We start from the raw sequence: 24,516 nt of genomic DNA, 5'->3' as shown, positions 1-24,516 counted from the left end.
CCTTATTGACGGCGCGCCTCTAGGGGGGCGGCATGACAGGTCGATGACGTCACGGACCTGTCGCATAGGCTGCATAGGAAGCCGGCCATATCGTTTCGACAAAGGCCCTGCCCCATGACCCTGAACCGCCGCGACGCCCTCCGCCTGATGGGCAGCAGCGCCGCGCTGACCCTGCCGAGCATCGCCCATGCCGCCGCGTCCGCGACGTTCGTGCATGGCGTCGCCAGCGGCGATCCGGCGGCGGACGGTGCGATCCTGTGGACCCGCGCGACGCCGGCGGCGGCGGATAGCGGCGACATCGCACTCGACTGGCATGTCGCCGCGAGCAGCGACGGTCCGGCGCTTACCTCCGGCCGCACGACCGCGCGGGCGGCGCGCGACTTCACTGCCAAGGTGCAGGCGACCGGCCTGAAACCCGGCACCGACTATTGGTACTGGTTCACCGCGCCCGACGGCGCCGCCTCGCCCAAGGGCCGCTTCCGCACCCTGCCGCGCGGCGCCACGCCGCAGATCGCGCTCGCGGTGGTGTCGTGCCAGCTCTATCCCGGCGGATATTGGCACGCCTATACCGCGATCGCCGCCGAACCGCGCGTCGACGCGGTGCTGCATCTGGGCGATTACATCTATGAATATGGCGCGGAGGGCTATGGTGCCGACATCGGCCGCAAGCTCGACCGGCTGCCCGAACCGGCCCATGAGATCGTGACGCTCGCCGACTACCGCACCCGTCACGCGCAGGTGAAGCGCGACCCGGCGATGCAGGCGGCGCACGCCCGCGCCGCCTTCATCTGCGTGTGGGACGATCACGAAAGCGCCAACGACGCCTGGGTCGGCGGCGCGGAGAACCATACCCCCTCTACCGAAGGCGACTGGGCGGCGCGCAAGGCGGCGGCGATGCAGGCCTATTTCGAATGGATGCCGATTCGCGATCCCAAGCCCGGCCAGCCCTGGGCCGCGATCAACCGCAGCTTCGATTTCGGCGACCTGACGACCCTCGTCATGGTCGAAACCCGCCTGCTCGCCCGCTCGGAACAGGCCGCGCCCAAGGGCGCCGGCATCGAACCCGAAGATTATGCCGCGATGATGGCGGTCCGCGCCCGCCCGGATCGCGAACTGCTGGGACGCGGCCAACAGGATTGGGTCGAACGCGAACTGGCCCGCTCGGTGCGGGACAAGCGCCCGTGGCAGCTGCTCGGCAACCAAGTGGTGATGGCCAAGGTGCCCGGTCCCGACCTCATCAAGGAGCTGGGGGCGGAGGGCTATGCCGCGATGCTCAACCGCCTGCCCGCCGCCTATGCCCCGCGCATCGCCGCCGCGCAGCGCAGCTATCGCGCCGGCCTGCCGTTCAATTTCGACAGCTGGGACGGCTATCCCCCGGCCCGCGAACGGCTCTACGCCGCGTTCCGCCGCGCGAAGTCGCGGCCGATCGTCCTGTCGGGCGACAGCCATGCCGGCTGGGCCAACGACCTGCACGACGATAGCGGACGGCTGGTCGCCAACGAATTCGGCGCGACCGCGATTTCCAGCCCGTCCTATGGCTCGCTGCTGCCGGGCCTCGGCAAGGTGATCGAAAAGGGGGCGCCGGAGGTCCGCTACTGCGATCAGGACCGCAAGGGCTATCTGCTGCTCACTCTGACGCCGACCCATGCCGACGCGCAGTTCCGTACCGTGTCGAGCGTCACGACGCCGGAATTCGTGACGGAGACGACGGCAAGGTGGCGGGTGGCAGCGGGGAAGCCCGCGCCGATGGTGGCGGTGTAGCGCCGACCCAGCCAAGCCACCGTACCCCCGCGCAGGCGGGGGTTCAGGGCCACAGACGCAAACGTTCGCGGCTCTGGATCCCCGCCTGCGCGGGGATACGGCAGGTGGCCCGCGTTGCACCCGCCCCGCGCCACCCTACATCAGGCGAAGTGCGCGACCTCCCCGCCCCCCTTGCCGACTGGTTCGCCGCACGCGGCTGGTCCCCGCGCCGCCACCAGCGCGACATGCTCGACGTCGCCCGCGCCGGCCGCCACGCGCTGCTCGTCGCCGCGACCGGTGCCGGCAAGACGCTCGCCGGCTTCTTGCCGACGCTCACCGACCTGATCGAGCGCCCGAGCGAAGGCCTCCACACCCTCTACATCTCGCCGCTGAAGGCGCTGGCGGTCGACGTGCAGCGCAACCTGCTGACCCCGATCGCCGAGATGGACCTCCCCATCCGCGTCGAGACGCGCACCGGCGATACCCCGTCCGACCGCAAGGCGCGCCAGCGCAGCAAACCGCCACATATCCTGCTGACCACGCCCGAATCGCTCAGCCTGTTGCTGTCCTATCCCGATGCCGACCGATTGTTCGCGTCGCTGCGCACGATCGTCATCGACGAAGTGCATGCCTTCGCCACCGACAAGCGCGGCGACCTGCTGGCGCTGTGCCTCACCCGCCTGCAACGCCATGCTCCGACCCTGCGTCGCGTCGCGCTGTCGGCGACGGTCGCTGACCCGGACGGCTATCGCGCATGGCTTGCCCCCCATGGCGATATCGATGCGGTGACGCTGGTGCAGGGGGAGCCGGGCGCCGACCCTGACATTCGCATCCTGTTGCCGCAGGACCGCATCCCCTGGTCGGGCCATTCCGGCCGCTATGCTGCGCAACAGGTGATGCGCGAAATCGAGCGCCACCGTACCACCATCGTCTTCTGCAACACCCGCAGCCTCGCCGAACTGATCTTCCAGGATTTGTGGCTGGCGAACGACGCGCAGCTGCCGATCGGCGTCCATCACGGCAGCCTCGACCGCGAGGCGCGACGCAAGGTCGAGGCGGCGATGGCCGACGGCCGCCTGCGCGCGCTGGTCGCCACCGCCAGCCTCGACCTCGGCGTCGACTGGGGCGATGTCGATTGCGTGATCCAGATGGGCGCGCCCAAGGGGTCGTCGCGCCTGCTCCAGCGCATCGGCCGCGCCAACCACCGGCTCGACGAGGTGTCGAAGGCGCTGCTGGTGCCCGGCAACCGCTTCGAATTTCTGGAGGCGCAGGCGGCACTGGATGCAGTCGAGGCCGGCGAACTTGACCACGAAATCTTCCGCCCCGGCGCGTTGGACGTCCTCGCCCAGCATCTGATGGGCTGCGCCTGCGCCGAACCCTTCGCCGCCGCCGACATGCTGGCGGAGGTGCAGGGCGCGCTCCCCTATTCGGCGCTCGACGCCGACACGTTCGACCGCGTGCTGCACTATATCGCCGAGGGCGGCTATGCGCTCAAAGCCTATGACCGGTTCAAACGGCTGCGGCTGGGCAGCGACGGGCTATGGACCGTCACCAAGCCCGCCTTCATCGCGCAGCATCGCCTCAACGCTGGGATCATCGTCGACGCCCCGACGCTCGACGTGCGGTTCAAGAACGGCCGGCGGCTCGGCACGGTCGAGGAATATTTCGCCTCCACCCTGTCGCCGGGCGACACCTTCTTCTTCGCCGGCATGAGCCTGGAAGTGGAGAAGATCGAGCTGACCGACCTCGTCGTCCGCGCCAGCAGCAAGCCCGCGCGCATCCCCAAATATGGCGGCACGCGCATGGCGCTGTCGACCAACCTCGCCGACCGCGTGCGCGGCTTCCTCGCCGATCCATCGGAATGGTCGCGCTTTCCGGACGATGTGCGCGAATGGCTGGAAATCCAGTCGCGCCGCTCGGTCCTGCCGCGTCCGGGCGAATTGCTGGTCGAAACCTTCCCGCATGACGGGCGGCACTATATGGTCGCCTACAGCTTCGAAGGATGGAATGCGCACCAGTCGCTCGGCATGCTGATCACCCGGCGGATGGAGGCGATGGGGCTGAACCCGATCGGTTTCGTCTCGAACGACTATGCGCTGGCCTGCTATTGCCTCGAACCGATCACCGACCCCGCCGCGCTGTTTTCGCCCGACATTCTCGAACATGAATTCGTCGACTGGGTACAGGGGTCGGCGCTGCTCAATCGCGCGTTCCGCGAGGTCGCGGTGATCGGTGGCCTCGTCGAGCGCCAGCATCCGGGCAAGCGCAAGACCGGCAAGCAGGTCACCTTCTCGACCGACCTGATCTACGACGTGTTGCGCAAATACGAACCCGGCCACCTGCTGCTGCAGGCAGCATGGGAGGACGCCCGCGCACGGATGACCGATGTCGGGCGGCTGGCCAAACTGCTGGAGACGGCACAGGCGCGCATTCGGCATGTGACGCTCGACCGGGTCAGCCCGCTTGCCGTTCCGGTGCTGGTGCTGATCGGGCGCGAGCGCGTGACGCAGGGATCGGCCGACGACGCGCTGCTCGTCGAGGCGGAGGCGCTGGCGGCGGAGGCGATGGCGCTGGATTAGTGGTTCCTGGTTCGCAGTTACCTCTGCCCCAGCGTCCTGTCCGCCCCTGACACTTACCCGCCCGTTTGCTTCGAGCGCAGGTTCGAGCCTGTCGAGAACCGAAGTCGAGAAGGGGTTGCCCCGAACACAGGGTTCTCGACGGACGCTTCTCGACAAGCTCGAAGCTGCTCGAACCGAGCGGATTGGGGGCCAGGATAGCAACCCTCACCCCCGCCGTACGCCGGCGAAGGCCGGGGTCCAGTTGGGATACGTCCGCGACTCCATCGCTACCGCACCGAAGCTGGACCCCGGCCTCCGCCGGGGTACGGCTTCCCTGTGGATAACGCCCGTCCACCAAAAGACCGTATCCCCGCGCAGGCGGGGATCCAGGGTTACGAAGCGCAACGTCCTTGGCTCTGGATCCCCGCCTGCGCGGGGATACGCTCAAGGAGAACGGGCATAACCCCGCCTGTCAAACGTCCAGATTCGCCACGTTCAGCGCATTCTCCTGAATGAAATCCCGCCGCGGCTCGACGACATCGCCCATCAACCGCGTAAAGATCTCGTCCGCCACGTCCGCCTGGTCGATCGCGACGCGCAGCATCGACCGGTTGGCCGGATCGAGCGTGGTTTCCCACAGCTGTTCGGCGTTCATCTCGCCCAGCCCCTTGTAACGCTGGATCGACAGGCCCTTGCGCCCGGCCGCCAGGATCGCGTCGAGCAACTGGCTCGGCCGCGCGACCAGCGTCTCGCCCTTCGCGGCAACGGCAGGCGCCTCTTCCTCACCTTCGGCAGCCGCTTCGCCGGCACTGCGCGCACTGACCAGCTTCGACACGCCGGCATAGCTCGCCGCTTCCTCCGCCGCCAACGCATGGAGCTTGCGCCCCTCGGCCGACAGCAGGAACGCCGGTTCGATATTGTGGGTGTCGGTGACGCCACGCCAGCGGCGCTGGAACTGCAGCCCGCCATCCTCGGTCACCCGCGCGGTCCATTGCGCCTCGCCATCGGTGCGGCCGATGCGCGACACCGCGTCCTGCAACCGCGTATCGCGATCCGCCTGCCCGATCGCCGGATCCAGCACGCCGGCCAGCGCCAGCACCTCGACGATGCCCATGTCGTAGCGGCGCGGGACATAGCGCATCAGCGTCCGCATCCGCCGCGCATGGCCCAGCAGCGCCTTCAGGTCGTCGCCGCTGCGCGCACCGGCCGGGCTTTCCAGCACATGCGCGCTGACCCCGGCCTCGACCAGATATTCGTCGAGCGCGTTGTCGTCCTTGAGGTACACTTCCGACCGGCCCTTCGTCGCCTTATACAGCGGCGGCTGGGCGATATAGAGGTGCCCCGCCTCGATGATCTCGGGCATCTGGCGATAGAAGAAGGTCAGCAGCAGCGTACGGATATGCGCGCCGTCGACGTCGGCGTCGGTCATGATGACGATCTTGTGGTAGCGCAGCTTGGCGATGTTGAAATCGTCGCGGATGCCGGTGCCCAGCGCGGTGATGATCGTCCCGATCTCGCGGCTGGCGAGCATCCGGTCGAACCGCGCACGCTCGACGTTCAGGATTTTTCCGCGCAGCGGCAGGATCGCCTGAAAATGGCGGTCGCGCCCCTGCTTGGCCGAACCACCGGCCGAGTCACCCTCGACGAAGAACAGTTCGGACTTGGCGGGATCGCGTTCCTGGCAATCGGCCAGCTTGCCGGGCAGCGACGCGATGTCCATCGCGCCCTTGCGGCGGGTCAGCTCGCGCGCCTTCTTCGCGGCCTCGCGCGCGGCGGCGGCGTCGATCACCTTCTGGATGATCGCCTTCGCATTGCCCGGATTTTCCTCCAGATAATCTGCCAGCTTGTCGGCCATCAGCGCTTCCAGCGGCTGACGGACCTCCGACGACACCAGCTTGTCCTTGGTCTGCGACGAGAATTTCGGATCGGGCAGCTTGACCGACACGATCGCGGTCAACCCTTCGCGCATGTCGTCGCCGGTGAGGGAGACCTTCTCCTTCTTCAGCATCCCCGACTTGTCGGCGTAATTGTTGAGCGTACGCGTCAGCGCGGCGCGGAACGCCGCCATGTGCGTCCCGCCGTCGCGCTGGGGAATGTTGTTGGTGAAGGCGAGGACGTTCTCGTAATAGCTGTCGTTCCATTCCAGCGCGACGTCGATGCCGACATCGTCGCGGAAGCCGTTGATGGCGATCGGCTCGGGCATCAGCGGGTTCTTGGTCCGGTCGAGATATTTCACGAACGCGGCGATCCCGCCTTCGTAATAGAGCTCGACCTCGCGCGGCTCCTCGTGCCGGGCATCGACCAGCACCAGCCGCACGCCCGAATTGAGGAACGCCAGCTCGCGGAAGCGGTGTTCCAGCTTGTCGAAATCGAACTCGGTGATCTTGAACGTCTCGGCCGAGGGCAGGAACGTCACGCGGGTGCCGCGCTTTTCCGATGGGCCGACGACCTTCAGCGGCGCTTCGGCATCGCCCCGGCGGAAGCGCATATAATGCTCCTGCCCGTCGCGCCAGATCGTCAGGTCGAGAAAGTCGGAAAGGGCATTCACCACCGACACGCCGACGCCGTGCAGGCCGCCCGACACCTTGTACGCATTGTCGTCGTTGGTGTTCTCGAACTTGCCGCCGGCGTGCAGCTGGGTCATGATGACCTCGGCGGCCGACACGCCCTCTTCGCTGTGGATGCCGGTCGGAATCCCGCGGCCATTATCCTCGACCGAGACGGAGCCATCGGCGTTCAGCGTGATGAGGATGCGGTCGCAGTGCCCGGCCAGCGCCTCGTCGATCGCATTGTCGCTGACCTCGAACACCATGTGGTGCAGGCCGGAGCCGTCGTCGGTATCGCCGATATACATGCCGGGGCGCTTGCGGACCGCGTCCAGCCCCTTGAGCACCTTGATCGAATCTGCGCCGTAGTCGTTCTGATTGGGGTTCGTTGCCATAGCGAGTATATAGGGTTTTGCGCGAGGGAACTAAAGCAAAACCCGCATAGGATGCGGGTCGTTTCGGCGCCCCACGTTCGTCATTCCCGCGAAGGCGGGAATCCTTAAACGCCGACGGCGCGGCAGGGTCGCTAACGACAGCGTGTATGGACTCCCGCCTTCGCGGGAGTGACGAAATCTCGCCATCCGTTCCGCCTGAATAATGAACGGCAGCTAACAGGCGCATTCAGTATCGGCTCAAGCGAATCGGCGCATACCCCAAATCACAGACGGACTTCCCGACACGGGATCAACCACCGTCACCGAGTTTTGAGGGAGAAGACCCATGTTCAAGAAGCTGACGCTTGCCGCTGCCGCGCTTGCCACGGTCGCTACCGCCGCCGCTCCGACCGCCGCTTCGGCGCAGAGCTGGCGCGGGGACCGCTACGAGCGGGATTATCGCGACGGTCGCGGCTATCGTGAATATCGCGGCGACCGCGGCTATTATCGCGACCGCCAGTACAACCGTCGCGGCGCGCGCTGCGAGAATGGCGACGGCGGCACGGTGATCGGCGCGATCGCCGGCGGCCTGCTCGGCAACACCGTTGCCGGTCGTGGCAACCGCCTGCTCGGCACCATCCTGGGTGGTGGCGTCGGTGCGGTCGCCGGCCGGGCGATCGATCGGGCCGACCCGCCGCGCTACTGCAACCGCTAACCGGTTTCCGGCACCCCCGGTGGCGTAACGGGGTGTCGGACTCGGGGCCGGTCCTTCCTTCGGGAGGGGCCGGCCCTTTTTGCGCGTCCGCCGCGCCTTGGCCGCTTTTCGCCACGCTTCGGTCCGAAACCGCCCCTAGCCCGGTCGCCGCAACGAACGTGGAGCGGCGGATGAGGATGGCAGTCGGGCGAAGTCTGGCCGGTGCCGCCGTGCTGGCGGTGCCGCTGCCCGCCGCCGCGCAGGAGGAAGACGACTCGCCGCGCGACGAAATCGTCGTCACCGGCAAGCGCCCGCCCGGCTCCGCCATCGGCGACATCGCGCCGGTTGCGGTGCTCGACGCCGCGGCGCTCCGCGCGCTGGGCGCGACCAGCATGGAACAGCTGGCCCAGCTGCTCAAACCGCTGACCAGCTCGGCCAGCGGCGGCGACCCCGTCTTCCTGCTCAACGGCCGCCGCATCTCGGGCTATCGCGAAATCTGGACGCTCCCGCCCGAGGCGCTGGAGCGGACCGAAGTGCTGTCGGAACAGGACGCCGCCCGCTTCGGCTTTGCGCCGACGGTCCGTGTCGTCAATTTCGTGCTGAAACAGAAATTTCGCGCGCTGGTCTTCGATCAGGGGGCGGGGACGACGACCGATGGCGGCGGCGGCACCGAACGGCTGGAACTGGGGTCGACCCGCATCGCCGGCGACCGCCGCACCGTCCTCGCCATCACGTACGACCGGCAAAATCCGCTGCGCGCATCGCAGCGCCCCTATCTGCCCGACAGCGACAGCCCGTTCGACCGCAACGGCAACGTTCGTGCGCCGGACGGCGGCAGCATCGACCCCGCGCTCGATTCGCTCGCCGGACGGCCGATAACCGCCGCCGCAGTACCGTTCGACCCGGTACAGCGCGGCACGCTCGCCGCCTACGCGTCCGGCAGCCGCCGCGCGACCGACCTCGCCCCCTTCCTTTCGCTGCGCAGCCGCGACGCGCTGAAGGTCGACGGCACCCATGTCGTGCCGATCGGCAAGACGATGCTCGCCTCGCTCAACCTGACGATGGAGGCGGATCGCGGCCGCGCGCTGGCCGGGTTGCAGGGAGCGACGCTCGCCCTGCCCGCCGGATCGCCGCTGCCCTTCGACCGCCCGGTGCTGCTCGACCGCTATCTGGACGAAGGGCCGGTGCTGACCCAGCGCAACGACAATCTGACGCTGCATGCCGCCTCGACCGTGCAGGGCGGGGTCGGGCGCTGGCTGTGGACCGTCACCGGCGGATACGACCGGGTCCGCGCCCGTGCCGCCGTCGATCGCGGCATCGCAGCCGATGCGTTGCAGGCGGCGGTCGATGGTGGCGCCGATCCGTTCGACCTCTCCCCCGCCCTCACCGCCCGGCCGATGATCGTCACGCGCAGCCGCACCGTCACCGGCACGCTTATGGCCAAGGCGACCGCCAACGGCCCGGTCCTGCAACTGCCCGCCGGCCCCGCGCAGCTGACGCTCAACGCCGATTACGCCCGCTCGGACAGTAGCGGACGATTGGCCGACGATGCAGGCGCCGCCAGCACCCTGACCCGTACCGTGCAGGGCGGCAGCGCCAGCCTTGACCTGCCGCTCACTTCGACCGATCGCGGCGTGCTGTCGGCGATCGGCTCGCTGTCGGCCAATGTCATGCTCGGCCTGACCGGCGTGTCGGACTATGGCAGCCTCGCCAGCAGCAATTTCGCGCTCAACTGGGCGCCGAAGCGTCCGGTGCAGATCACCGCGTCGATCAACACCGCGCGCACCCCGCCGGCCATCGCGACCCTGACCCAGCCGATCGTCACCGTGCCCAACACGCCGTTCTTCGACTTCGTGACCGGGGCCAGCGCGCCGATCGCGGTGACCGGCGGCGGCAATACCGATTTGCGGCCGGAGGAACGGCAGATCCGCACGTTCGGCATCGGCTGGCGTCCGATCAAGAACAAACAGCTCAACCTCGGCGTCAGCTATGTCGACACGCGCATCACCGATCAGGTCGCCAATCTGGTCAGCGCGACGGCGGCGTTGCAGGCGGCGTTCCCCGACCGCTTCGTCCGCGACGATAGCGGCCGGCTGCTGCGCGCCGACATCCGCCCGGTGAACCTGTTCGGCGAGGTCGAGCGCAAGGTTAAGGCCGAAATCTCGTTCTTCGGCCCCATCGGCCCCACCCCGCCGCCTCCGGCCAAGGACGCGCCGCCGCCGCCCGACCGGCCACAGCTCTGGGCGTTCCTGACGGCGACCGCCCGCCTGTCCGACCGGCTGACGCTCCGACAGGGACAGGGCGAACTCGACCTGCTCGACGGCGAGACGCTGGACGGCAACAGCGGCCGCCCGCGCTATGAGCTGATGGGCAATATCGGCGGATCGGTCGGCGCCTTCCGCATGGGCGTCTATGGCAACCAACGCCCCGCGACCCGCATCCGCAGCACGCTGCCGGCGTCCGACCTGCGCTTTTCGGGGCTGACCTTCCTCGGCCTCTATTCGCAAGTCCAGGCCGACAAGCTCGCCCCCCGCGCGCCATGGGCGAAGCGGATGGTATTGCAGTTCGAGGTGCAGAACCTGCTCAACGACCGCGTCGATGTCCGCGACCGGAACGACGCGGTGCCCTATCGCTTCCAGCCGTCGTTCCTCGACCCTTACGGCCGGATCGTCCGCCTGTCGGTGCGGAAATTGTTCTGAGTGCCAAACCGTACCCCCGCGCAGGCGGGGGTCCAGAGCCAAGGGCGAAACGGCAGCGTTCGCTGCCCTGGACCCCCGCCTGCGCGGGGGTACGCCTGGAGCCTGCGAAACTACTCCACCCAGTCCAGTCCGATATCCCGGTACAGCATCCGGTCCTCTTCCCAGTTCGGCTTGACCTTCACATGCAGGTACAGGTGCACGCGCACCCCCAGCAATTCCTGCAATTCCTTGCGCGCCGTCGCGCCGATTTCCTTGATCCGCTGCCCGCCCTTGCCCAGCACGATCGCGCGCTGCGTATCACGCGCCACGTAAATCTGCTGGTGGATTTCGACCGACCCGTCCTCACGCTCCAGATAGCGTTCGGTGTCGACCGCGCTCGCATAGGGCAGTTCCTCGTGCAGCTGGTGGTACAGTTGCTCGCGCGTCACTTCCGCCGCCAGCATCCGGTCGGTGGCGTCGCTCACCTGATCCTCGGGGAAATGCCACGGCCCTTCCGGCATCCGCTTCGCCAGCGCCGCCTTCATTTCCGCCAGCCCGTCGCCGGTCGTGGCGCTGACGAAGAACGTTTCCTCGAACGCCGCCATTTCGTGCAGCCGCGCGGCATGGTCCAGCAGGCGCGGCTTGTCGGCAATGTCGACCTTGTTGAGGATCAGCAGCTTCGGCTCTTTCCGGTCGGCCAGCGGTTCGACGATCGCGCGGACCTTGGGGCCGATCCCGCCCTTGCCGTCGACCACCACCGCGATCGCATCGGCGCCCGCCGTGCCTTCCCACGCCGCCGACACCATCGCCCGGTCCAGCCGCCGCTTCGGCTCGAAGATACCCGGCGTATCGACCAGCAGCAGCTGGGTATCGCCCTCGATCGCGATGCCCATCAACCGGGTGCGCGTCGTCTGCGCCTTGGGACTGGTGATCGCGACCTTCTGTCCGACCAGTGCATTGACCAGGGTCGATTTGCCCGCATTCGGGGCACCGAGGATCGCGACGAGGCCGCACGACTGGGGGGAGGACGTCAAAAGAGCAAAACCTGTCGATAAGGGAGAGGGATCGCCCCTCTTACCCGCCCCGCCCCCGGCTGCAAAGCATCCCGATCCGCTCTTGATCGCGCCGGACGGGTTCGCTACGCATTAGTCAGACAAAAACGACATAGGGGGGATTGATCCCATGACCGGCCGGACCACCACGCGCCTCAAACTGCGCCAGCGCGCACGCGCCTTTGCGCTGGGCACCGCATCCTTGCTGATCGCGGCGACCGCCACGGCCCAGACGGCGCCGACGCCGCAGCCGGGCGAGCCGGCGCGAATCACCATTCGCGGCGATCAGGCCGGTCCCACCTATGACCGGCGTATCTTCACCCAGTTCGCCGAGCATCTGGGCAACGGCATCTATGGCGGCCTGTGGGTCGGCAACGACCGTCGAATCCCCAATACCCGCGGCTTCCGCAACGACGTCGTCGCGGCGCTGAAGCGGCTCGGCGTGCCGGTCATCCGCTGGCCCGGCGGCTGCTTCGCCGACGAATATCACTGGCGCGAAGGGATCGGGCCGAAGGCCAAGCGCCCGGTCAAGATCAACACCAACTGGGGCGGCGTTACCGAGGATAATGCGGTCGGCACCCATGAATTCATGGACCTGACCGAACAGGTCGGTGCCGAAGCCTATATCTCGGGCAATGTCGGCAACGGGTCCGCCCGCGAAATGGCCGAATGGGTCGAATATATGACCCAGCGCGCCGGCACGCTGGCCGACGAACGCGCCCGCAACGGCCGCAAGGAACCGTGGAAGGTCCCCTATTTCGGCATTGGCAACGAACTATGGGGCTGTGGCGGCAACATGCGCCCCGAATATGGCGCCGACGAAACGAAGCGCTTCGCGACCTTCATCAAGTCGCCCGAGGGCAGCCGCGTGCTGAAGATCGCGTCGGGTGCCAATTCCGACGACTATAACTGGACCGAGGTGATGATGCGCGAAGCGATGCGGCACATCGATGCCGTCTCGCTCCATTACTACACCGTCCCCGGCGGCTGGGCACCCAAGGCGTCGCCGACCCAGTTCACCGAATCCGAATGGGCCGAAACGCTCGGCCTCACCTGGAAGATGGAGGAACTGATCGCCAAGCACAGCGCGATCATGGACAAATATGATCCGCAGAAGCGCGTGTGGCTGGCCGTCGACGAATGGGGCACGTGGTACGGGCAGGACCCGGGCACGACGCCGGGCTTCCTGCGCCAGCAGAACACGCTGCGCGACGCGCTGGTCGCCGCGATCAACCTGAACATCTTCGCCAAGCATGCCGACCGGGTGAAGATGACCGCCATCGCGCAGATGGTGAACGTGCTGCAGGCGATGATCCTGACCGACGGGCCGAAGATGGTCCTGACGCCGACCTATCACGTGTTCGAAATGTACAAGCCGTTCATGGACGGCACCGTCCTGCCGATCACGATCGACAGCCCATACTATTCGCGCGACAAATGGGCGATCCCGGCGGTGTCGGCCTCGGCCGTGCGCGGCAAGGACGGTGCGGTGCACATCGCGCTGTCCAACGCCGACCCGAACCGCCCGGCCCCGATCAACGTCGCGCTGACCGGCGTGGCGGGCACGACCATCACCGGCCGCGTCCTGACCGCCCCGACGATGACCGCGCACAATAACTTCGACAACCCGAACGCGGTCGTACCGGCGACCTTCACCGGCGCGCAGATCGCCAACGGCACGCTGTCGGTGACGCTGCCGGCCAAGTCGGTGGTAATGCTCGACGTCAAGTAATACGGGCGGGGGCGGCCGGAAGGTCGCCCCTTCCCCTCCCGTTTGCTTCGAGCGCAGGTTCGAGCCTGTCGAGAACCGAAGTCGAGAAGGCCCCGCCCCAGGGATCACGTTCTCGACTACCGCTACTCGACAAGCTCGAAGCTGCTCGAACCAAACGGGTAAGATAGCGGCCGGCCGTACCCCCGCGCAGGCGGGGGTCCAGAGCCCCAACCACTGCCCTCACCACACCTGACCCTGGACCCCCGCCCGCGCCGGCGCGGCCATCCCGGCCCCGCGCGCCGCGATGGCCGCTTTCCTACAACAAACCGTTCTGGTTACGTTCCACCTCCAACAGGAGGACGAAATGGACGCAACCACCCTGATCGAAGACGTGATCGACCGCGAAGGCGGCTATGTCGACCACCCCGCCGACCGTGGCGGCGCGACCCGCTACGGCATCACCCAAGCCGTCGCCCGCGCGGAAGGTTACACCGGCGCGATGCGCGACCTGCCCCGCGCCCTCGCCGCACGCATCTACCGCCGCCGCTACTGGCAGGCGCCGAACTTCGCGGCGGTAGCGACCCGTGCGCCGCTACTCGCCGCCGAACTGTTCGACACCGGCGTCAACATGGGACCGTCGGTCGCCGCGACCTTTCTCCAGCGCATCCTGAACGCGCTCAACCGCCAGCAGCGCGACTGGGGCGATATCGCGGTCGATGGCAACATCGGCGCGCAGACGCTCGCCGCGCTCGACACCCTCCTCGCCACCCGCGGCCCGGCGGCAGAGGCGGTTTTGGTCAAGGCAATCAACGCCTTGCAGGGCGAACGCTATCTCCGCTTGGCCGAAACGCGCCCCGCTAACGAAGCCTTTCTCTACGGCTGGCTCGCCCTGCGCGTCGATACGCCACGAGTGTGAACTTAGTGAACTTTGACCTTTCGGAGGCCCTATGATCGATTCCCTGATCGCGCCGATCGCGGCGCTGCTCGACAAGCTGATCCCCGACCCCAGGGCCCGCGACGCGGCCAAGCTGGAACTGCTGAAACTCGAATCCACCGCCGATCTCGACCGGGTCAAGGCGCAACTCTCCGCGATCGTCGCGGAGGCGCAGTCGACCGACCCGTGGACCTCGCGCGCGCGGCCGGGCTTCCTATACGTCATGTACGCGCTGCTGCTCTGGGCGATCCCGATGGGGCTGATCTCGGCGGTCCAGCCCGACATGGCCGCCGGCATCGCGCGCGGCATGACCGCCTATCTGCGCGGCATCCCGGAGGAATTGTACGCCCTCTTCGGCACCGGCTATCTCGGCTACACAGCGGCCAGGGCCTGGGGGAAGGCGAAAGGCGCCGAACGCTAAAGATCCTCGCCATTCCATGGGGAGGGGGACCGTCGCCGAAGGCGATGGTGGAGGGGCAGCGCCCCACACGCAACGACTGCGTTCGCGGCGCACCGCTCCACCATCCTTCGGATGGTCCCCCTCCCCGCAGAGCGGGGAGGATTTGAAGCCCACCTTGTCCAACCCAACCTCCTCCCCATATCGCGCCCATGAGCAAAGAGACGGTGTGGCACGGCACCACGATTGTATCCGTGCGTCGCGGCGGTCGCGTGGTGATCGCGGGGGATGGGCAGGTTTCGGCCGGACAGACGGTCATGAAACCCAATGCGCGGAAAGTCCGCCCGCTGGGCGACGGCAAGGTGATCGCCGGGTTCGCCGGCGCCACCGCCGACGCCTTCACCCTGTTCGAACGGCTGGAAGCGAAGCTGGAGCGCCATCAGGGCCAACTGCTGCGCGCCGCCGTCGAACTGGCCAAGGACTGGCGCACCGACAAGTTCCTGCGCAACCTGGAGGCGATGCTGATCGTCGCCGACAAGGACGTGACGCTGGTCGTCACCGGCAATGGCGACGTGCTGGAACCCGAAGCCGGCATCGCCGCGATCGGATCGGGCGGCAATTTCGCCCTCGCCGCCGCCCGCGCGCTGTCGGACTATGAAGGCGACGCCGAAAAGGTCGCGCGCAAGGCATTGGCCATCGCCGCCGAACTCTGCGTCTACACCAACGATCGCGTCACCCTCGAAGCGCTCGACAGCGCGAACTGACGGACATTCCATGCAAGACAATCTGACTCCGAAGGCGATCGTCGCTGCCCTCGACGCGCATATCATCGGCCAGCAGGACGCCAAGCGCGCCGTCGCGGTGGCGCTGCGTAACCGCTGGCGTCGGCAGCAGCTCTCGCCCGACCTGCGCGACGAGGTATCGCCCAAGAACATCCTGATGATCGGCCCCACCGGCTGCGGCAAGACCGAGATCAGCCGGCGTCTGGCCAAGCTCGCCGACGCGCCGTTCGTGAAGGTCGAGGCGACCAAGTTCACCGAGGTCGGCTATGTCGGCCGCGACGTCGAACAGATCGCCCGCGACCTCGTCGAGGAAGCGATCCGGCTGGAACGCGAACGCCGCCGCGTCGCGGTCAAGGACAAGGCGGAGGAAGCGGCGATGGCCCGCCTGCTCGACGCGCTGACCGGCAAGGGCGCCAGCGAAGCGACCCGCGAGGCGTTCCGTCAGCGCTTCAACGACGGCCATCTCGACGACAAGGAAGTCGAGATCGAGCTCGACGCGGCCCCGCAGATGCCGTTCGAAATCCCCGGTGCCGCGCCGCAGATGATCAACCTGTCGGAAATGATGGGCAAGGCGTTCGGCGGAGGCCAGCAGAAGCGCCGCAAGCTGACCGTCCGCGCCGCCTGGGACAAGCTGGTCGAGGAAGAGGCCGACAAGCGCCTCGACCAGGACGAGGTCAGCCGCGCTGCGCTGGCCGATGCCGAGGCGAACGGCATCGTCTTCCTCGACGAGATCGACAAGATCGCGGTCAGCGACGTGCGCGGCGGTTCGGTCAGCCGCGAAGGCGTGCAGCGCGACCTGTTGCCGCTGATCGAGGGGACGACCGTCGCCACCAAATACGGCCCGATGAAGACCGACCATGTCCTCTTCATCGCGTCGGGCGCGTTCCATGTGGCGAAGCCCAGCGACCTGCTGCCCGAACTACAGGGTCGCCTGCCGATCCGGGTCGAGCTGAAGGGCCTGACCGAGGCCGATTTCATCGCGATCCTGTCGGATACCAAGGCATCGCTGCCCGCACAGTATCGCGCGCTGCTCGGCACCGAATCCGTCGAGGTGACCTTCACCGACGACGGCATCGCCGCCATCGCCCGCATCGCGGCGGAGGTGAATGCGGAGGTCGAGAATATCGGCGCCCGCCGTCTGCAGACGGTGATGGAAAAGCTGCTGGAAGAGGTCAGCTTCGATGCCGAGGACCGCGCGGGCCAAGCGGTGACGATCGATGCGCCCTATGTCGAAAAGCAGCTGGCCAGCATCGCGCGGAACACCGACCTCAGCCGCTACGTGCTGTGATCCCGTACCGCCGTTCGTGCTGAGTAGGGATTGAGCAAAGTCGAAAGCCCGTATCGAAGCACCCTGGAGGTCCTTCGATACGCCGCTTCGACAGGCTCAGCGGCTACTCAGGACGAACGGGCGGGAGAGAGTTCCATCCCCCCAAACCCGTTCGGTTCGAGCAGCTTCGAGCTTGTCGAGAAGCGTCAGTCGAGAACGCGGAGTTTGAGGCACCCCGTTCTCGACAAGCTCGAACCAAACGGGAGAGCGGGGAGGTGGCAGTGAAGGCTCACCCCACCTTGTCATACGGCACGAACTCCCCGAACGTGCAATCCGCCGACGCGATCGGCGCACCGCGATCGACCAGCCGGAACCGGTCGTTGCGGCACACCTGCGCCCCGTACAGGATCGACACGACGATCTGATCGTCGCGCAGGAACGGGCAGCGGTCGCGTACCTGGGTCCGCCACAGCCGCTTGCCGGTCTGGCGATAGATCAGCGAATCGCCCACCACCTGCGGCCCGTCGATGAAGCCGGTCGGGATGCAGTTCTCGGGCTTGCCCGCCACCCGCCCCGCCAGCATCTTCGCAAGCTCCCGGTCGCCCCGGGCCTGCGTCTCCGCCAGTTGCTGCGGAGTCGCGCAGGCGCCCAGTAACAGCGCCGCCGTCCATGCCATTCGCTTCATCGCGCCTCTCCTTACCCGATCAGAACGCATCCTTCGCCGCGCGGTGCCGTGCCAGTTCCTCCGCCGACCGGCTGCGCAGGAACGGATTGGTCGCCAGCTCCGCGCCGATCGTCGTCGGCACGGTCGGCTCGCCCTTGGCCCTGAGCGCTTCGACCGCCGCCATCCGCTCGACGATGGCGGCATTGTCCGGCTCGGCCGACAGCGCATAGCGGCCGTTGGATAGGGTATATTCGTGCCCGCAATAGACCCGCGTATCGGCCGGCAACTCGGCATAGCGCCGCATATTGCCGAACATCTCCGCCGCCGTCCCTTCGAACAACCGGCCGCAGCCCATGGCGAACAGCGTGTCGCCGCTGAACAGCACGGCGTCGTCGGCAAAGTGGAACGCGACATGGCCCGCGGTATGCCCCGGTACCGCCCACACGGTGCCGGCATGCTCCCCGACCGACAGCATCGCGCCCTCGCCCACGCCATTGTCCATGTCGGCGATCTTCGCCCGCTCCGTCTCCGGCCCGGTCACCGTGGCCCCCGTCGCCGCCTTGATCGCGGCATTGCCGCCGACATGGTCGGGGTGCCAGTGGGTGTTCCAGATCGCGGTGATCGTCCAGCCCCGCGCTGCGGCGGCATCCAGCACCGGCTGCGCCGCGCCCGGATCGATCGCCACCGTCTCGCCGCTCGCCGCGTCGTGCAGCAGCCACGCATAATTGTCGGACAGCACCGGAATCTGGACGATCTCCATTACCACGTCCCCGTATTCGGCATCGATGCCCAGGGTTCGGCGGCGGGAAGCGACCCGTCCTGCAACAGCTCGATCGAAATGCCGTCGGGCGTCTTTACGAACGCCATGTGTCCGTCGCGCGGCGGACGGTTGATCGTGACGCCGGCGTCCATCAGCGTCTGGCAGGTCGCGTAGATATCGTCGACCCGGAACGCCAGATGGCCGAAATTGCGCCCGCCGGCATAGGGTTCGGGGTCCCAATTATGGGTCAGCTCGACCTCGGCCACGCCCTCCTGCCCCGGCGCGGCGAGGAAGATCAGCGTGAAGCGGCCCTTTTCGTTGTCCATGCGGCGGACCTCTTTCAGCCCCAACATGTCGAAAAAGGCGATGGTCGCATCCGGGTCGGTCACCCGGATCATGGTATGGAGATAGCGGGTCATGTACGGCTCCCATGTGCGTCGACCCGGCATATCGGGTCGGCACCGGGACACCGCAACCGCCATCAGGCGGGCGGCAGCGTGTCGAGCGCGGCGTCCGCCGCCTTGGCCTGCGCACTGTCCGGGGCGAGCCGCTGCACCGCCTCGAACGCCGCTCGGGCGCCTTTGGTATCGCCCGACAGGCCGGCGATATTGCCCGCCTCCAGCTGGACCGACGGATCGTCCGCCGACCGCCGCAGCGCCCCGGCAATGTCCGCCTTCGCCCGCGTCAGGTCGCCCATCCGCCGCGCCAGCGTCGCCGACAACAGCCAGGCGAGCGGATCGGCCGGCGCATCCTTCAGCGCCCGGTCGAGATCGCCGCGCGCACCGGGCAGGTCGCCCCCCGCCACACGCACCCGCGCCCGATCAAGCTGTGCCTCACCCCGTGCAAGGCCGGTCAGCGCCCCGCTGGCCAACGCCGCATCCAGCGCGGTTCCGGCTCCGGCGGTATCGCCATCGGCCAGCCGGGCATTGCCCGCCTGCGCCCAATAGTTCGCGGCGCGGGCGTCCTTCGCCACCTCCGCCTCGCGCGCCGCCTGCTCGAACGCTTCCGCCGCCGCGGTCCATTTCTGCCGCGTGGCATAGCTCATCCCAAGGCACTGGCGCGCCAGGAACCCACCCCCGACCAGCCGCCATTGCCCGGCGATCTTCTCCGCCTGCTCGGGCGCGGTCGTCGCGGCATCGACGCACTGATCATAGCGCGCTTCGGGCGTGGCACCCGCAGGCAATTGCGGCCCGGCGGCGGCTTGGAGCGCGAGGAACAGCAGCGGAGACAGCATCAGGCCAGTACATCCTCGATGGCGCGCAGGATCAGCGCGATATCGCCATCACGCGACAGGCGATGGTCGCCATCCTTGACGAGGACAGTCTGCACATCGGCTGAACGAAGGCGCGAGGCGAGGTGGACGGTGCGCTCCCACGGCACATCCGCGTCGCGCTGCCCCTGCACCAGCCGCACCGGCGCATCGATCGGCAGCTCGCCATGCATCACCCGATTGGCCTCGCCCGACGACCAGAAGGCGCGGGTGAACACGGTCGGCGTATCGGCATAGGGCGACGGCCGCTCGATCCGTCCTTCCGTCAGCAGCGCCATCTTCTCGGCCTGCGAAAAGCCCCAGTCGGTGAAGTCGGGTGCGGGCGCGATCCCGACCAACCCGGCAATCCGCTCCGGCCGGGCGCGGGCGGCGAGCAGCGCGATCCAGCCACCCATCGACGATCCGACCGGCACCACCGGGCCTTCAATGGCGTGATCGATCATCGCCAGCGCATCGTCGACCCAGCCGGGCAGCGTCTGCGCCTCGAACGCACCGGGGCTTTCGCCGCACCCGGCATAGTCGAACCGCAGGAACGCCCGCCCCCTCTCCCGCGCCCACGCCTCGATCGCCAGCGCCTTGGTCCCGCTCATGTCGGACGCATAGCCCGGCAGGAACAGGATGGTCGGGCCAGTGCCCGGAGTATGGCGATAGGCGAGCGGGCGGGAGTCGGTCATGGTTCTCCCATGCCATGCGCCCGCCCGTAGCGACAAGGCGTCAGCGAACTGCCCGCAGATGCGCCCGCACCAGCCGCCCCGATTCGGTCAGCTCGCCCTCGCTCCAGCCCGACAGCGCCTGCGTCGCGGGCTTCAGGATCGCCGACGCCTCATCCTTGTTCGCGACCGACCAGTTCAGATAGCTGATGCCGTGCTTCGCGCACCACTCCCACCAGGTCCGCGTCTCGGCCGCGTCGATCGGTGCGTCGCCATTGGCGGCGGTCGTGCCATATTCGGTGACGAACAGCGCGATGCCGCGCTGCATCGCCGTCTCCGCCTTGGCGCGCAACTCGCCCTTATGCGTCGCCGCATAGAAATGCAGCGTATAGGCGACATTGGCGAAGGGCAGCGGATCGGCGGCGGCCTCGTCCACGTCCTGCGACCAGCTGCGCGTGCCCGCCACGACGAACGCGTCGGGATCGATCGCCCGGATCGCGCCGATCACCTTGGCATGATAGGGCTTCAGCACGGTCGCCCAGCCATGTTCGGGCAGCGGCTCGTTATAGGTTTCGTAGATCAGGTTCGGCACGCCGCGATATTTGGTCGCGATATGGCTGAAGAAGCGTACCGCATCGTCCGGCCGCGGCTGATGCGCGTGCCAGTCGACCAGGACATAGATGCCCTGCGCGATGGCGGCGTCGATCACCGCCTCGGCCCGCTTCGTCTCCGCTTCGGGCTGGGTATCATAGCCGCCCTGCTGCCCGCCGATCGCGGCGCGCACTGCGGTCACGCGCCAATCGCGCACCAGCCATGCGATCGTCGCCGGATCATAATAGCGCGGCTGCCACTGGCTCCAGAACAGCGACATGCCATGGACCGCATAGGGCTTGCCCTGCGCATCGACCACGCGATTGCCCTTCACCGCCAGCCGGCCATGCGCCGCCACCGGCGATCCGGCAGGCGCCGCCGCCGGCAGGCCCCAGGCCACCGGTGCCAGCAACAACGCGACCAGCAGCAACCACCAGCGACGCATCCGACCTCTCCCCATCGATTCTTCGGGGGAAGGTGTCGCCCGCCGTCAACGCTGTCAACAATCGGGTAGGGTTCAGTCGTCCGCCGGTTGCCCCGTGGCGGCCTGCGCCGGTTGCTCGAGCGCAACCTCCGCCCGCGCCTGTTCCTTGCGCCGGCGCAGATTCTGCCGCAGCGCCTGTGCCAGCCGTGCCTTGCGTTCCGCTTCGCTCATCGCGACTTTCTACGCAATTCGCCGGCAATATGGCAACGGCCGCTTGACATCACCGCGAATGCCTGCACATAGGCCCCTCCCGCCGCCGAGGGGTTTCCCCCCGGCTCGGAGTGCTGCCGTAGCTCAGTGGTAGAGCGCATCCTTGGTAAGGCTGAGGTCGTGAGTTCAATCCTCACCGGCAGCACCATTTTCTAGCAGGAATCGATACCCGACCCCCCTGGGGGACCGCCACGCCGTTTCGGGCGTGGCGTGCCGCGCCTATCCCTCGACCTGGTCGAGATAGGCGCCATAGCCTTCGGCCTCCATCGCCTCGCGCGGCACGAAGCGCAGTGCCGCCGAATTGATGCAGTAGCGCAGGCCACCGCGGTCGCGCGGACCGTCGGGAAAGACATGCCCCAGATGGCTGTCCCCGCCGGCCGAGCGGACCTCCGTGCGGACCATGCCGTGCGTCGTGTCGCGCAGCTCGGCGACATTGGCCGGTTCGATCGGCTTGGTGAAGCTCGGCCAGCCGCAATGCGAATCGAACTTGTCGGCCGATGCGAACAGCGGTTCGCCCGACACGATGTCGACATAGATGCCGGGCCGCTTTTCGTGGAGATATTCGCCGGTGCCCGGCCGCTCGGTGCCGCTTTGCTGCGTCACATAGAATTGCTCGGGCGTCAGGCGGGCGAGCGCCTCTTCGGTCTTGCGATACTCGGTCATGGTTTGCGTTCCTTCGTTACCGTAAAGATGGGGCACGGGCCGCCCCACGCAACCGGATCAGAAAAGCTCGGCCAGGAACCCCTGCACCGATTCCCACGACCGGCGATCGGCATCGGCGTCATAGGCCATGCCCTTTTCCGGCGCGGCGGCCTGCGTCCTCGTAAAGGCATGCATGGCGCGGCCATGGGCATGGAGCTGCCAGTCGGCGTCACGCGCACCCATTTCCTCGGCAAAGGCCAGCACCTTGTCCGGCGCCGCCATCGGATCGCGCCAGCCATGTTCGACCAGCACCTTGGCCGCGATCGGTCCGTCGCCGCCCAGATCGTTGCCATCGAGCATCCCGTGCAGGCTCACCACGCCGAGCACCCCGTCAGCGCCGCCGCGCGCGAGGTCGAGGACACACAGCCCGCCGAAGCAATAGCCGATTGCCGCGATCCGCGACGCATCGACCCGGTCCAGCGTCGCGGCAAAGGCCACCCCCGCGCGCATCCGCTGCAACAACGCGGCGCGGTCCGACAGGAGCGGGTTGATGAGGTGGCTGTTGTCGCCGCCCGGATTGCCCTTTACGTCCTTGCCGAACATGTCGATGGCGATCCCGACATAGCCGAGGTCGGCCAGCCGCTCGGCAACCTTGTGCTCGCCGTCGCCGCGTCCCGCCCATTGATGGACGACCAGCACGGCCGGTGCCTTGTCCTGACCGGCGGGAAAGGCGATGCCGGCCTGCAATACCGTGTCGCCATCGTGATAATCGAACTGCTCTATCGTCATTCGCCTGCTCCGGTTCCGGGGGTTGTCGCCTGAACGGTCGGTACCGACAGGGGTTGCGCTCGCCCCTGCACGCTTCCTACCCTAGCACGGCACGGGCAGGCGTCCGGTGGCGATGGCAGGAGCGTATCGATGGGCAGGATGATGGGGATGCTGGCGACGATCGCCTTTGCCGCGACGGCACAGGCGCAGGAGACGCCCGCGACGCTCGGCGCGTCGAACCATGCGGTCGACGTCGCCATCGCCCCGCCTGGCGGGTCGCCGACCTTCGCCGACGAGTTTTCGGGCAAGCGGATCGATCCGGCAAACTGGCGCTTCGACACCAGCCGCAACCGTGCCGGATGGTATAACAACGAACGTCAATATTATGCGCCGGCCAACACCCCGGCCAACGCCCGTGTCGAAAAGGGCGCGCTGGTGATCGAGGCGCGCCGCGAAACGCCCAAGGGACCCGATGCCGGCGGCCAGGCCTATACCTCCGCCCGGATCGTTTCGACCCGGCCGATGGGCTATGGCTTCTACGACATCCGGGCCAAGCTGCCGTGCGGGCGCGGCATCTGGCCGGCGCTATGGATGCTGCCGCCCAACGGCACTTGGCCGGCGGGGGGCGAAATCGACATTCTCGAACTGGTCGGATACGAACCCGGCCTCGTTCATGCGACGCTGCACAGCGCCGCCTTCAACCATGCGCGGGGAACGCAGCGCGGCGGATCGTTGAAGATGCGGACCGCCTGCGGCGAATGGCATCGCTATCAGCTCGACTGGAAACCGGATTCGATCACCATCGGGGTGGACGGTCGCGGCTATATGCGGGTCGACAACGACCAGCCCGGTGGGCAGGCGGCATGGCCGTTCGACCGGCCGTTCAACCTCATCATGAACGTCGCGGTCGGGGGCGACTGGGGCGGCAAGATGGGGATCGACGACACCCGTTTCCCCCAGTCGATGAAGGTCGATTACGTCCGCTACTGGCAATATCGCTGAAGCGGCACGACCTCGCCGCACGCCGGAATGAAGTCCACCGCGCGCGTCAGCGGCGCTCCGGCCCGCAGCGCGCGCAGCGTGGCGATCGGTCCGCCATGCGCGACCACCAGAACCGACGCGACCCGGGGCAGCGCGTCCCACGCCGCCGCTACCCGATCGGCGATGTCGCGCCCGGTTTCGCCACCGCCGGGGCGATAGGTTTCCGGATCGGTCATCATCCGGTCCATCTCGGCGCCGCTTTCCCGCCAGATCGCGTCCCAGCGCCGCCCCTCCCAATGGCCGAAATCGCGTTCCAGCCAGCGGGGATCGGCGGTCGCCGGCACGCAGCGCGCCTTGGCGACCATCCCCGCCAGCCGGGCGGTGCGCTGCGCACCCGAATGGACGACCGCATCGACCGGCGGCAAATCCGCGACGATCCGCCGCGCCATCGCCCAGCCGTCGCGGCTCCACCCCATGTCCGACCGGCCATAGCAGCGCCCACGCCACGCAACTGCGACCGGCGGGTGGCGCAGCAGCAGCACCTTCACCGCGCCGCCACCGTCAGCAGCAGCGCCAATTGTCCCATCGCCGCCGCAAAGCCCAGGCAGTCGCCGGTGCTCCCGCCGATCCGCCGCATCAGGAAGCGCGCCAGCCACCCCAGCATCGCCGCCATCGCCACCAGCGCGGCGACCACCGCTCCCGGCGCCAGCCACAGGATCGGCACCAGGCCCGGCAGCGCCAGCAGCGCCGCCAGCATCAGCCG

The 24,516-nt window shown here is 67.8% G+C and carries 23 protein-coding genes and 1 tRNA gene; 11 read left to right on the top strand and 13 right to left on the bottom strand.

Going from position 1 to position 24,516, the window contains the following annotated elements:
• Positions 1-114 precede the first annotated feature (114 nt).
• Positions 115-1,761 carry an alkaline phosphatase D family protein gene (locus CA237_RS16185; RefSeq protein ID WP_066691924.1) on the top strand — a complete coding sequence of 549 codons (1,647 nt, stop codon included), beginning with the start codon at positions 115-117 and terminating at the stop codon, positions 1,759-1,761.
• A 149-nt stretch (positions 1,762-1,910) separates the two neighbouring features.
• On the top strand, positions 1,911-4,319 hold the full coding sequence (locus CA237_RS16180) for a ligase-associated DNA damage response DEXH box helicase (protein ID WP_126014814.1): 2,409 nt from the start codon (positions 1,911-1,913) through the stop codon (positions 4,317-4,319).
• 451 nt (positions 4,320-4,770) lie between these two features.
• On the opposite strand, the gene gyrB is transcribed toward CA237_RS16180, so the two are convergent.
• The gene (gene gyrB / locus CA237_RS16175; protein ID WP_066691926.1) at positions 4,771-7,239 is read right to left on the bottom strand and encodes a DNA topoisomerase (ATP-hydrolyzing) subunit B; all 2,469 of its coding nucleotides are present in this window, start codon (positions 7,237-7,239) and stop codon (positions 4,771-4,773) included.
• Positions 7,240-7,564: 325 nt separating this feature from the next.
• On the opposite strand from gyrB, the gene CA237_RS16170 reads away from it, so the two are divergent.
• Both CA237_RS16170 and CA237_RS16165 read left to right on the top strand, forming a co-directional pair.
• On the top strand, positions 7,565-7,933 hold the full coding sequence (locus CA237_RS16170; RefSeq protein ID WP_066691929.1) for a glycine zipper 2TM domain-containing protein: 369 nt from the start codon (positions 7,565-7,567) through the stop codon (positions 7,931-7,933).
• Positions 7,934-8,103: 170 nt separating this feature from the next.
• Complete coding sequence (locus CA237_RS16165; protein ID WP_232308019.1) at positions 8,104-10,611, top strand: TonB-dependent receptor; 2,508 nt, start codon at positions 8,104-8,106, stop codon at positions 10,609-10,611.
• A gap of 110 nt (positions 10,612-10,721) precedes the next feature.
• Here CA237_RS16165 and era read toward each other — a convergent pair whose 3' ends face one another.
• A complete protein-coding gene (era, locus tag CA237_RS16160) occupies positions 10,722-11,624 on the bottom strand; it encodes a GTPase Era (RefSeq protein ID WP_066691943.1) in 903 nt (300 codons plus the stop codon).
• Positions 11,625-11,772: 148 nt separating this feature from the next.
• Between era and CA237_RS16155 the strand changes: the two genes are divergently transcribed.
• The 5 genes from CA237_RS16155 (at position 11,773) to hslU (ending at position 16,754) form a co-directional block, all read left to right on the top strand.
• Entirely contained in the window at positions 11,773-13,374 is a 1,602-nt protein-coding gene (locus CA237_RS16155) for an alpha-N-arabinofuranosidase (RefSeq protein WP_084401679.1), read from the top strand.
• A 343-nt stretch (positions 13,375-13,717) separates the two neighbouring features.
• Complete coding sequence (locus tag CA237_RS16150; protein WP_066691946.1) at positions 13,718-14,269, top strand: glycosyl hydrolase 108 family protein; 552 nt, start codon at positions 13,718-13,720, stop codon at positions 14,267-14,269.
• 31 nt (positions 14,270-14,300) lie between these two features.
• Positions 14,301-14,708 (top strand): holin family protein, encoded by a 408-nt coding sequence (locus tag CA237_RS16145; RefSeq protein ID WP_066691949.1) that lies wholly within the window; start codon positions 14,301-14,303, stop codon positions 14,706-14,708.
• 188 nt (positions 14,709-14,896) lie between these two features.
• The gene (hslV, locus tag CA237_RS16140; protein WP_055757729.1) at positions 14,897-15,448 is read left to right on the top strand and encodes an ATP-dependent protease subunit HslV; all 552 of its coding nucleotides are present in this window, start codon (positions 14,897-14,899) and stop codon (positions 15,446-15,448) included.
• A gap of 10 nt (positions 15,449-15,458) precedes the next feature.
• Complete coding sequence (gene hslU / locus CA237_RS16135) at positions 15,459-16,754, top strand: ATP-dependent protease ATPase subunit HslU (protein WP_066691952.1); 1,296 nt, start codon at positions 15,459-15,461, stop codon at positions 16,752-16,754.
• 268 nt (positions 16,755-17,022) lie between these two features.
• Here the strand turns inward: hslU and CA237_RS16130 are convergent, their stop codons facing one another.
• The 7 genes from CA237_RS16130 to CA237_RS19765 all read right to left on the bottom strand — a co-directional run bounded on the left by CA237_RS16130 (position 17,023) and on the right by CA237_RS19765 (position 21,323).
• Positions 17,023-17,418 (bottom strand): hypothetical protein, encoded by a 396-nt coding sequence (locus CA237_RS16130; RefSeq protein ID WP_126014812.1) that lies wholly within the window; start codon positions 17,416-17,418, stop codon positions 17,023-17,025.
• 19 nt (positions 17,419-17,437) lie between these two features.
• Entirely contained in the window at positions 17,438-18,157 is a 720-nt protein-coding gene (gloB, locus tag CA237_RS16125) for a hydroxyacylglutathione hydrolase (protein ID WP_126014810.1), read from the bottom strand.
• Positions 18,157-18,576, bottom strand: coding sequence for a VOC family protein (locus tag CA237_RS16120; protein WP_066691957.1), 420 nt, complete (start codon positions 18,574-18,576; stop codon positions 18,157-18,159). The genes gloB and CA237_RS16120 overlap by 1 nt, the downstream gene beginning before the upstream one ends.
• A 62-nt stretch (positions 18,577-18,638) precedes the next feature.
• Entirely contained in the window at positions 18,639-19,391 is a 753-nt protein-coding gene (locus CA237_RS16115; protein WP_126014808.1) for a tetratricopeptide repeat protein, read from the bottom strand.
• The gene (locus CA237_RS16110; RefSeq protein ID WP_126014806.1) at positions 19,391-20,101 is read right to left on the bottom strand and encodes an alpha/beta hydrolase; all 711 of its coding nucleotides are present in this window, start codon (positions 20,099-20,101) and stop codon (positions 19,391-19,393) included. The genes CA237_RS16115 and CA237_RS16110 overlap by 1 nt, the downstream gene beginning before the upstream one ends.
• Before the next feature lie 40 nt (positions 20,102-20,141).
• A complete protein-coding gene (locus CA237_RS16105) occupies positions 20,142-21,113 on the bottom strand; it encodes a glycoside hydrolase family 5 protein (RefSeq protein ID WP_206433005.1) in 972 nt (323 codons plus the stop codon).
• A gap of 72 nt (positions 21,114-21,185) precedes the next feature.
• A complete protein-coding gene (locus CA237_RS19765; RefSeq protein WP_164523905.1) occupies positions 21,186-21,323 on the bottom strand; it encodes a hypothetical protein in 138 nt (45 codons plus the stop codon).
• A gap of 112 nt (positions 21,324-21,435) precedes the next feature.
• Here CA237_RS19765 and CA237_RS16100 point away from each other — a divergent pair.
• Positions 21,436-21,510: transfer RNA gene (locus CA237_RS16100), tRNA-Thr, on the top strand.
• Positions 21,511-21,581: 71 nt separating this feature from the next.
• Here CA237_RS16100 and msrB read toward each other — a convergent pair.
• Both msrB and CA237_RS16090 read right to left on the bottom strand, forming a co-directional pair.
• On the bottom strand, positions 21,582-22,025 hold the full coding sequence (msrB, locus tag CA237_RS16095; RefSeq protein WP_066691967.1) for a peptide-methionine (R)-S-oxide reductase MsrB: 444 nt from the start codon (positions 22,023-22,025) through the stop codon (positions 21,582-21,584).
• A gap of 57 nt (positions 22,026-22,082) precedes the next feature.
• Entirely contained in the window at positions 22,083-22,793 is a 711-nt protein-coding gene (locus tag CA237_RS16090) for a dienelactone hydrolase family protein (RefSeq protein WP_066691970.1), read from the bottom strand.
• A gap of 129 nt (positions 22,794-22,922) precedes the next feature.
• Here CA237_RS16090 and CA237_RS16085 point away from each other — a divergent pair, with 129 nt between their 5' ends.
• Positions 22,923-23,774, top strand: coding sequence for a glycoside hydrolase family 16 protein (locus CA237_RS16085; RefSeq protein ID WP_084401682.1), 852 nt, complete (start codon positions 22,923-22,925; stop codon positions 23,772-23,774).
• Here the strand turns inward: CA237_RS16085 and CA237_RS16080 are convergent.
• Together CA237_RS16080 and CA237_RS16075 are read right to left on the bottom strand one after the other, a co-directional pair.
• A complete protein-coding gene (locus CA237_RS16080; RefSeq protein WP_126014804.1) occupies positions 23,756-24,301 on the bottom strand; it encodes a histidine phosphatase family protein in 546 nt (181 codons plus the stop codon). The genes CA237_RS16085 and CA237_RS16080 overlap by 19 nt on opposite strands.
• On the bottom strand, positions 24,298-24,516 hold a 219-nt coding region (locus tag CA237_RS16075; protein ID WP_206433004.1), incomplete at its 5' end, for an adenosylcobinamide-GDP ribazoletransferase. The genes CA237_RS16080 and CA237_RS16075, both read right to left, overlap by 4 nt.

It is taken from the genome of Sphingomonas sp. ABOLH (assembly GCF_003951715.1).
GTDB classification, from domain to species: Bacteria; Pseudomonadota; Alphaproteobacteria; order Sphingomonadales; family Sphingomonadaceae; genus Sphingomonas; species Sphingomonas hankookensis_A.
This window is presented reverse-complemented; position numbering and strand designations above follow the sequence as displayed.